Here is a 9,427-nt window from a genome sequence, read left to right on the forward strand (position 1 = left end):
ATCTGACATGAAGACCCCTAACGTTTTTGGCCATTGTCCACGGGAAATTATTTTCTGACAATTCAGATTAATTATTGTGTTAGTTTTTATGCAACGCTACTGATGCCACATACATTGGAGCATCAAAAAAACTCACTCCGCCTCTGCTTGCGTATGCCACATACATTGGAGCATCAAATAGACGCAATCCGACTACGCTTGCGTATGCCGCATACACTAGAGCATCAAAAAAACTCACTCCGCCTCTGCTTGCGTATGCCGCATACATTGGAACATCAAAAAAACTCACTCCGCCTCTGCTTGCGTATGCCGCATACATTGGAACATCAAAAAAACTCACTCCGCCTCTGCTTGCGTATGCCACATACATTGGAACATCAAAAAACTGACTTCGCCTCTGCTTGCGTATGCCGCATACATTGGAGCATCAAAAAAACTCACTCCGCCTCTGCTTGCGTATGCCGCATACATTGGAGCATCAAAAAAACTCACTCCGCCTACGCTTGCGTATGCCGCATACACTAGAGCATCAAAAAAACTCACTCCGCCTACGCTTGCGTATGCCGCATACATTGGAGCTTCAAAAAAACTCACTCCGCCTCTGCTTGCGTATGCCGCATACACTGGAGCATCAAATGACGCAATCCGACTACGCTTGTGCATGCCTCATACACTGGAACATCAAAAGAACACATTCCGACTACGCTTGTGCATGCCTCATATACACTGGAGCGCCAATAATTAATGCAAAAAAAGTGACGAAAGGAACCGTGTCTCGTTCCCTCCGCCACGCATCGTTAACCGTCAGTTCGCCTTGGCGCGAACTTTCGGGAGCAGCTTCTCCATATTGACTGTACGCTTGATCTCCCATGTGCCAGGGTCATTATGATCGTACTGCTCAATATAATGAATAACTTCCTTCGTCAGAGCCGTCGGCGTAGACGCTCCAGAGGTAATCGCTACACGTTCGACGCCCTCCAGCCACTCCTGCTTAATCTCGGACACATCCGCAATACGGTAGGCTTTCACGCCGGCAATCTGCTCCGATACTTGAGCAAGACGATTAGAGTTGTTGCTGCGAGGGTCGCCGACGACGAGGCATAACTGAGCCGTGCCCGCCTGATCCGCTACCGCTTCTTGCCGCACCTGCGTCGCAAGGCATATCTCGTTGTGCACTTCGGCGTGCGGATACTTCTCCTGCAGCTTCTCCATAATATGACGGATATCCCATTGCGACATCGTCGTCTGATTCGTAATGATTATCGGACCGTCCGGCACTTGCAAGGCGGCGATCTCCTCTTCCTTCTCGATCAAATGGACAGATTCCGGCGCTACCCCGATTGCGCCTTCCGGCTCCGGATGCCCCTTCTTCCCGATATAAATAATCTGATAGCCGTCCGCCGTCTTCTCGCGAATAAGATCGTGTGTCTTCGTCACGTCCGGACAAGTGGCGTCTACGACAGCAAGACCTTTCTCCTTGGCGCGCCTGCGCACTTCCGGCGAGACGCCATGAGCGGTGAAAATCACGGTTCCTTCTTGAATGTTCTCCAGTATTTCCAACCGATTCGCGCCGTCCAGCGTAATAACGCCTTCCTTCTCGAACGCTTCCGTCACATGCGCATTATGAACAATCATGCCAAGTATATAGATGGGCCTTGGCAGCTCCAGATCTTTGGCCGTCTGCAATGCCAACACCATCGCATCGACGACGCCGTAACAGTAGCCTCTCGGCGATATTTTCACGATTTCCATCCAATGCACCTGCTTTCTGTCGAATCTCTCTTCAAGAGCGTACAAAAAAATCAGCTCTCGATGGAGTCCGTCCCCTCTATTATAGACGAATCGTTCCGCTCCGGAAAGTCAATAGGCAACCAGATGGTAAAGGTAGAGCCCTCGTCCTCTCTGGTAACGACTTCAACCGATCCGCCGTGCTCGTCAAGAATCCACTTGGCAATGGACAAGCCCAGTCCCGTGCCGGACGTAATCCCGCGGGATTCATCCGCACGATAGAACCGATCGAATATATGAGGAATTTCATCACTGTTCATGCCGATCCCCGTATCCCTAATCATCCAGCCGATATGCCGATCCTTCTTAACGGCGCTTAACTCCACATAACCGCTTGGCGTATATTTGAATCCATTCTCGATGAAAATGAATAGCAGCTGCTGCAAATACTCGTGATTGCCGTATACTTGAACACTTTCCAACTGCGACAGATCGCCGACCTTCCACTCCGCCTGGCGAGGCAGCAATCCTGCGCGCCTGACAACTTCTTCCGTCAGCGGCAGCAGAAGCACTTGCTCCTTCTCCATCACATACCCCGCATCCGCCCTTGCCAGCGCCAGCAAATCCCCTACGAGCGTACTCATCCGCTTCGCTTCAGCAGATATATCGCTCATCGCTTCATTCGAAATGGTCAAATACTCATTCGAGAGCGCCATAACGCTCGTCTCAGCTCCTTCTCCCCTCCTACTGCCCGCTTGCCCCCACATCTTCTCCAGCAGATCGATATTGCCGCGAATCGTCGTAAGCGGTGTACGGAGCTCATGAGAAGCGTCGGAGACGAATCGGCGCTGCGCCATATAGGCTTCATCCAGCTCGTTATAGGCTTTCTCCAGGCGTCCCAGCATGGAATTGAGCGTATTGACCAGCGTCCCGATCTCGTCGCGAGGTCCCTCGGAAGGGATGCGCACGCTCAGATCCGTCCCCTTCTCAATCTGCTGCGTCGCATGAATGACGCGTCCGATGGGGCGCAGCGCCTGCCTTGCAATGAGCATGCCGACTGTAAAGGCGATGATAATGACTAGTAGCGATGAGAATACAAGCGTATTGCGCAAGCCTGTTAATATTTTTTCTTCGTTGTAAGGTATCGCCCCTACCTGAAGCAGACCTACCAGCCGATTGTCGATCATGACCGGTGTCTGATACGTGATCATTTTGTACTTTGAACCTTCGAACATAACAGGTATTTCGGTATAGACAGGGGTCGTATTCACATTAGGACGTTTAGGATAAGGAATCACATTGTTCTGCATATTGCTGGACACCTTCACAATCCCCGTCTCGTAGCTGACAAGCTGTACATACATATCCTTGTTTTCGATCCGGGTTCGCAAGTCCAGCTCAATGTTCCTCATATCAAATATATTATAACTCGCCGTAATGCCCAGCTTCTCACTTTGCGCCTTAATCTGTTCCTTCAGATCGGAATACGTATTCCAATGGATAAAGCCGTACACCGCAATCCCGAAAGCGAGCAATGTCGCCGCCAACAATCCAGAATACCATAATGTCAGTCTTAGTCGGATGGACATGCCTGATCACCCCGCCCCCCCGCGCAGCACATAGCCGGTACCGCGCACCGTAGAGATAATGCGGCCTAGTCCGCCCTCTTCCAGCTTCTGACGGAGCATGGCGATATATACCTCCAGCACATTGGACTCTCCGCTGAAGTCGTAGCCCCATATTTTCTCCATAATAGCGTCACGAGTCAGCACTCTGCGCGGATTCTGCATGAACAGCAGCAGCAGATCGTATTCCTTGGAGGTCAGCTCGATTCTGCGTCCGCCGCGCATCGCTTCCCTGGCATCCATGTCCAGCGTCAAATCTTCGAATTGCAGCTTGCTGTGGCTGCTCTCCATCTTGTCTGAATTGCGGCGCAGCAGCGCTCGCGCCCTCGCCAGCAGCTCTTCCAAGGCGAATGGCTTGACAACATAATCGTCCGCTCCTGTATCCAGTCCCTTCACACGGTCCGCTACCTCATCCTTAGCCGTCAGCATCAGTATCGGCACCGTGCTGCCGGCCTCCCGGATACGGCGGCACACTTCCCAGCCGTCCACCTGAGGCATCATCACGTCCAGTATGATCAAGTCCGGCTCTATGCCCAACAGCAGCTTCAAGCCTTCTGCTCCATTCGAGGCGGTCGTCACCTCGTACCCTTCGAACGCCAGACTGCGTCGCAGCATAGACGTAATGCGCTCGTCATCGTCGATGACAACGATATGCGATCTCATCACTCATTCCCTCCCTCGACATCATCCACCATTTATTGTACCGGATATAGGTAAGCCGTTCAAAAAGAAAAACGCAGAGCGAACCCCTGCGTTTCTCTTCCACCTTCCATGAAGCGGCATACTATTGTCCAAACTTCTTCTTGTCGCCAACCTCTAGCTGAATATCCATCTTCTCACCATGACGGATAATGTTCATCGTAATCGTCTCGCCGACTTCCTTGGTCTGTATAGCATCGATCAGATCATCCCTCTTGGGGTAGCTCTCCCCGTTAATGCCGACAATCACATCGTACTGCTTCAATCCTGCGAAGTAAGCTGGCGTCTTGAGATACACGCCTACTACGAGAGATCCTTCTGCTTTATCCAATTCAAGCTGCTGGGCGATCTCCTCGGTTACTTCCGCCAGATCGGCTCCAATGAACGGCACTGCAGGTTCCTTGTTGTTCTTCAAATCCTCTAATACCGCTTGCACAGTGCTTGTCGGTATCGCGAATCCGATGCCTTGCGCCTGGGCGCTAACCGCTGTATTAATACCGACAACCTCACCGTTCATGTTCAGCAACGGTCCGCCGGAATTGCCCGGATTAATGGATGCGTCCGTCTGCAGCAAATGCTTGTAATGACGGTCGCCTTGCTGATCCGGAATGTCGATCGGCCGCTCCTTCGCGCTCAGCACGCCGACAGTAATCGTATGGTCGAAGCCGTGCGGATTGCCGATGGCAACGACCCAATCGCCGATATTAATATGATCGGAATCACCGAGCGACAAAGTAGGGAATTTCTCTCCGCCCTTCACCTTTAGCACGGCAAGATCAAGCTCGTAGCTCATGCCCAGCGGTTCCGCAATGAACGGCTCCTCGTAGCCTTGTACGGTCACTTTAATCTGGTCAGCCGTGCCGACCACGTGCTGGTTCGTCAAGATGTAACCTTCCTCATCGAAGAAGAATCCCGTGCCGATGCCGCTCTGCACCATCCCTCCGCCGTCATTCTCAGGCTGCTGCTCCTGCTGCGCGCCGCCGTCTCCGAAGAACTGGCGGAAGAACGGATCGTCGAACAGGCTTCTGCCGTTGCTTCTATTTTGCATTTTCGTATACGTCTCTATCTTCACCACTGCCGGGCTTGCCGACTTGAATAGCTCCGATATATTGTCGGGACGATCTTGTATGCCGGCTACCGCTGTCGTCGTGCCTCCATTGGACGACGGAGGAGCTTCCGTGCCGGATCCGGAGCCGGATCCTTGTGTCTCCACAAGCGAAGCATTAGCATCCGGACTGAACCAATTCTGAACATCTGCCGTATACATCAGTCCGCCAACGACCAGTACGCCAGCCAGGAAGGATAGGAACATGGATTTGAAGGAAGACCCCCGCTTCTCCTTCTTCCCTTGCCAACCGCCCTTGCCAGAAGCGCCTCCCGGCTGGAACGGCCTGAGCTGCCGCTGCTCTCCTTGCTGCATATAAGGCGCGGCCCCCGAATGCTGCGCATGCTGCTCGACAGACTGTGCGTACGGCAGTGACTGCGGCTGCTCCTGCGGCTGCCGATGCGAATAAGGTCTTGCTTGCGTATGGGGATACGTTCCTTGCTGTCCGGAAGACTGTTCGCCCGACATCGGCCCATAGGAATAATAATAGGAAGGCTTGCTCTCCGCATCTTGGCCCGTTGAGTTGTCGTTCTTTTCCTCCCGTTGCTGATCGGATTGATTTGCGTTGTTCGCCGAGAAGAAGTCGTCATATGGTTTGTTGTTGTTTTGATCGCTCATTTTCTTTTCCTCCAATCATGAAAGATAAAATAATCTCCTATCAAATCGTGTTATTTGGTATAGTTCTATCTTGCACAATCTACCTTAAAACAAACTTAAAAAGAACTGAAAACTACATAACTTTTTAGACCATGCGAAAGAGCCGCAAGACCTTCTTGCGACTCTTTCGCGCGCTCTTGTCTGAACGGCTTGTTATCGGGATATGACAGGCTCGATCGCTTGCAGCACTTCACGCCCGCGCGCAATCCAATGTGGCTCCACGTGAGCGTCGGGATCAATCGGAGACTGGAATTGGTCGAACATGGCGCCGACGACTCTTGCCGAAGCTTCCGGGTCGTTGCCTTCATTGTAAATGTGCTTCAAAATGTATGGCCGCCCAATCACGACTCTGGCGTTGTTCTCCGACAGTTCGCTGTCCACACTGCCGTCCGTCACCTGGAACGGAATGCGCAGCCACACTTTATTCTCCTCATCCAAAGCCCGATCAAAGCTTCCCTTGTCGTAATCCCAATTGCCGCCAAGCGAAAACCGATCCTTCTCCAGCTTCACCTGTAGCTCCGTCAGCTTATGCTCTTGCCCTTCCAATACCGAGGATAATGGTATCACAGCTCGTTCTCCTCCATTCGCAATGAACGCGTTGCTCTTGGCAGATAGTGTGTCCATCGCACCTCTAACTTATGACCGATTCGCCCAGCCTTTCCGATGTGCCAGCACAGCAAGCTGAGTACGGTCCTCCATCTCACACTTCATCAGCAGATTGCTGACATGTGTCTTGACGGTTTTGATGCTGATATGCAATTGCTCCGCAATCTCCTTGTTGGACAGGCCGTCGGCAATGAGCAGCAGCACTTCCTTCTCCCGCTCCGTAAGATCCTCGTTGCCTGTCTGCGCACTGCGCTGCCGCAGCCCTCTCGTCAATGCTTGCGAGACGTCCGCCGTCATGACCGGCATCCCCTTCACAGCTCCTTGAATGGCATAGATCAGTTCGTCTGCGGATACCGTCTTCAGCACGTAACTGACCGCTCCGGCTTCAATCGCCGCATATACCTTCTCATCCTCCAGGAAGCTGGTCAACATGACTACTTTAATGTCGGGATACATCTCCGCAACATCCTTCGTTGTCGCAATGCCGTCCTTCACGGGCATCATCAGATCCATCAGAATGACTTGCGGATGCTCCTTCTTGTCTCTGGACCCTAGCCAGGCAAGCAATTCTTCCCCGTTACCCGCTTCGCCAATAATCTCGATCTTCGGCTCCAGCATCAAATAAGTGCGCAGACCGATGCGCACCATATCGTGGTCGTCTACGATCATTACTCTCGTCAAGTCTGCTATACTCATCCTATTTGCTCTCCCCGGTATATTTTCGGTATGTTTACCTTCACTCTCGTCCCGCTTCCCAGCTTGCTCACGATTTCAGCTGTTCCCCCAAGCTTCTGCGCACGCTCTTGCATCGTAGACAAGCCGTATGACCCCCGTCCGACCGCATCCGCCTTGAAGCCCGCTCCATCGTCTACCAGCGTCATGACAACCTGCCGTTCCGTCTCCGCCAATGTAAGCGTACAGCCATCCGCCTTGGCATGCTTCACCACATTGGCCATTGCTTCCTGCATAATGAGGAACAACTGGTGCTCCTTCGCTTCACTAAGCGGCTCCACCAGCCGCCAATCCAGTCTGCTCTGCAGCCCGTTCTGCTGGCAGTAATCCGGGAACCACTTGTCCAGCGCTTCCTTGAGCGATTTCCCTTCCAGCTCCATCGGGCGCAGTTGCGCGATGAAGTTGCGCATCTGCTTCTGAGCCGTATTGGACATGTCGATCAGCTGCTTCATCACCGAAGCGGCCCGTTCTTCATCAAGCTCTTGCAGCTTGGGAAGCGACGATGCACACATATGAATGGCGAATAATTGCTGACTCACTGTATCGTGAAGATCGCGCGCCAATCGCTTCCTCTCCTCCAGCACGGCCGCTTCGTTGGATGCGGCCTCCTGCATGATCTTCTCTTCACCCAGCCGCTGTAGCAGCTTCATCTTCGCCTCCATACCCTTCGCCAATTCATTGAATTCCCGGTAGACCGGAACGAAGGAATTATGGCCCTTCTCCGTAATGCGAACCTGATAGTTGCCGTTCACCGCCTGCTTCAAGGACAAGTGAAGCGTATCCACTCGCTGATCGAAGCGCTGTGCCGCCCAATAACCGAACGCTCCGCTGACGACCACGATGACGACAGCCGACCACAGCTTCAGCTCCAGCAGGGAAGAACCGGGGGCCAACATCTGCCACAGGACGAACGTCAACAAGAGCGATACGAAGGAGGCAAGCACGAATATGCCGATCAGTTCCCACTTGCCGCTTCGCAGAAATCGAACCATCATATGTTCGTCACCCTACCTTCGAGACGCGCGAATCGCCCAGAAACGTACTGACGACCAGCTTGATTTTTTTCGGCACCTCTTCATAACGCGGTGACTTGATATTGCTGCTTGTGAATATGCCGCCTTCCCTTCTGCCAAGCACCTTCACATCGCCAAGGAACGCACTGGACACGACCTGAATGCCCACTTCGTAATCATTAGGCAAGTACACCTTTACATCGCCGATAAAGGAAGAAATCGTCACCTTCGTTTCTCCGTAAGGAATTTGTGCTCGCGTCAAGTCAAGCACCGTATCGCCGATGAAATGAGAGATATTCAGCGGCTTAAGCTCCCAGTGGTCGTGTCCCATATGGATATCTCCGATAAAACCGGACCGATTCTGCACCTTGCTGCCGTCTCCGCTCCACCATTCCACATAATCATCATCGTCGTATCCGTCATCACAGTCATATTCATGCGACTTGCGCTTCCTTCTCTTCTTGCGCTGTGCCTTCTCGTAATCATCAAACACGTGATCATTCTGCTGGGGATTTCCCCCGATGCCTTGGTTCGCACCAGCCCTGTTCTCCTCATCCAAGTCGCCCGTTACACCGGTGGGATCGGGATGAAGGGGCGGAGCGGGAGGCACATCGTCACGCTCCTCATAAGGATTGCGATAGGACTTCCAATCGTGCTCCGGCGGCGACTGGGGCTTGCTCCCCGGACGCAATATAATTCTCATGCCGACGATAATGATTGCCACTGGAATGAGATAAGGAATCAAGTCACCGATCGACCATGGCCAATTCAGATTATTGCTGAGGAAGACGACACCGATGAATATCATGATGCCTCCCCACCAGCGGCCCGAATCGCCCGAAGAACGCCCCGACAGCAGCTGCTGCAGGCCTAATGCGATCAGAATACAGGGCCAATAGGTAGCGAACAGCGATCTGATACCGATATCGATTATACCGAGCTCCCGCAGCAAGAACACGATGCCGACGGCAATAATAATTAATCCCGTGAACAATCGGCTCGAAAAATTCCCCTTCATTTCAAACAGCTCCTTGTGCAACTGCAATTAGTATAAACTCAGTATAGCTAATCCCGTATAGGGAATAAAGGGACGGCCGATTGAAATCGGACTCGGTCTGCAGACGGAGGTTACAGGAAAAAAAAGAGAAACCATCAGGGTACACTGGTACCCATAGACTGGACACTTTGAAAAAAGGTGTGCGGACTGTGGGTACCTTTTTGTATACTGGAACAAGCAATGGAGGGGATTACATCATGAGCAA

At 52.4% G+C, this 9,427-nt stretch carries 8 protein-coding genes; all 8 read right to left on the reverse strand.

What is annotated here, in order from left to right; all coding sequences use genetic code 11:
• Positions 1-804 precede the first annotated feature (804 nt).
• The 8 genes from ACFQ2I_RS19670 to liaF all read right to left on the reverse strand — a co-directional run bounded on the left by ACFQ2I_RS19670 (position 805) and on the right by liaF (position 9,183).
• Positions 805-1,752, reverse strand: coding sequence for a 4-hydroxy-3-methylbut-2-enyl diphosphate reductase (locus ACFQ2I_RS19670; protein ID WP_377567273.1), 948 nt, complete (start codon positions 1,750-1,752; stop codon positions 805-807).
• A gap of 50 nt (positions 1,753-1,802) precedes the next feature.
• Entirely contained in the window at positions 1,803-3,317 is a 1,515-nt protein-coding gene (locus ACFQ2I_RS19675; protein WP_377567275.1) for a sensor histidine kinase, read from the reverse strand.
• A gap of 6 nt (positions 3,318-3,323) precedes the next feature.
• Complete coding sequence (locus ACFQ2I_RS19680) at positions 3,324-4,016, reverse strand: response regulator transcription factor (RefSeq protein ID WP_377567277.1); 693 nt, start codon at positions 4,014-4,016, stop codon at positions 3,324-3,326.
• 121 nt (positions 4,017-4,137) lie between these two features.
• Positions 4,138-5,775 (reverse strand): S1C family serine protease, encoded by a 1,638-nt coding sequence (locus ACFQ2I_RS19685; protein ID WP_377567279.1) that lies wholly within the window; start codon positions 5,773-5,775, stop codon positions 4,138-4,140.
• A gap of 192 nt (positions 5,776-5,967) precedes the next feature.
• Positions 5,968-6,381: a YugN family protein gene (locus tag ACFQ2I_RS19690; protein WP_377567281.1), complete on the reverse strand. Its 414-nt coding sequence runs from the start codon at positions 6,379-6,381 to the stop codon at positions 5,968-5,970.
• Positions 6,382-6,450: 69 nt separating this feature from the next.
• The gene (locus tag ACFQ2I_RS19695; RefSeq protein WP_377567283.1) at positions 6,451-7,116 is read right to left on the reverse strand and encodes a response regulator; all 666 of its coding nucleotides are present in this window, start codon (positions 7,114-7,116) and stop codon (positions 6,451-6,453) included.
• Positions 7,113-8,147 carry a sensor histidine kinase gene (locus ACFQ2I_RS19700; protein WP_377567285.1) on the reverse strand — a complete coding sequence of 345 codons (1,035 nt, stop codon included), beginning with the start codon at positions 8,145-8,147 and terminating at the stop codon, positions 7,113-7,115. Before ACFQ2I_RS19700 ends, ACFQ2I_RS19695 begins: the two co-directional genes overlap by 4 nt.
• Before the next feature lie 7 nt (positions 8,148-8,154).
• On the reverse strand, positions 8,155-9,183 hold the full coding sequence (liaF, locus tag ACFQ2I_RS19705; RefSeq protein WP_377567286.1) for a cell wall-active antibiotics response protein LiaF: 1,029 nt from the start codon (positions 9,181-9,183) through the stop codon (positions 8,155-8,157).
• Positions 9,184-9,427: the final 244 nt, after the last annotated feature.

The sequence above is a fragment of the Paenibacillus chungangensis genome, from assembly GCF_042675905.1.
Lineage (GTDB): Bacteria > Bacillota > Bacilli > Paenibacillales > Paenibacillaceae > Pristimantibacillus > Pristimantibacillus chungangensis.

Excerpts from the sequence above, each read along its gene's own strand:
- ACFQ2I_RS19670 (WP_377567273.1), bottom strand. The coding sequence starts at position 1,752 with ATGGAAATCGTGAAAATATCGCCGAGAGGCTACTGTTACGGCGTCGTC.
- ACFQ2I_RS19700 (WP_377567285.1), bottom strand. The coding sequence starts at position 8,147 with ATGATGGTTCGATTTCTGCGAAGCGGCAAGTGGGAACTGATCGGCATA.
- ACFQ2I_RS19695 (WP_377567283.1), bottom strand. The coding sequence starts at position 7,116 with ATGAGTATAGCAGACTTGACGAGAGTAATGATCGTAGACGACCACGAT.
- ACFQ2I_RS19675 (WP_377567275.1), bottom strand. The coding sequence starts at position 3,317 with ATGTCCATCCGACTAAGACTGACATTATGGTATTCTGGATTGTTGGCG.
- liaF (WP_377567286.1), bottom strand. The coding sequence starts at position 9,183 with ATGAAGGGGAATTTTTCGAGCCGATTGTTCACGGGATTAATTATTATT.
- ACFQ2I_RS19680 (WP_377567277.1), bottom strand. The coding sequence starts at position 4,016 with ATGAGATCGCATATCGTTGTCATCGACGATGACGAGCGCATTACGTCT.
- ACFQ2I_RS19685 (WP_377567279.1), bottom strand. The coding sequence starts at position 5,775 with ATGAGCGATCAAAACAACAACAAACCATATGACGACTTCTTCTCGGCG.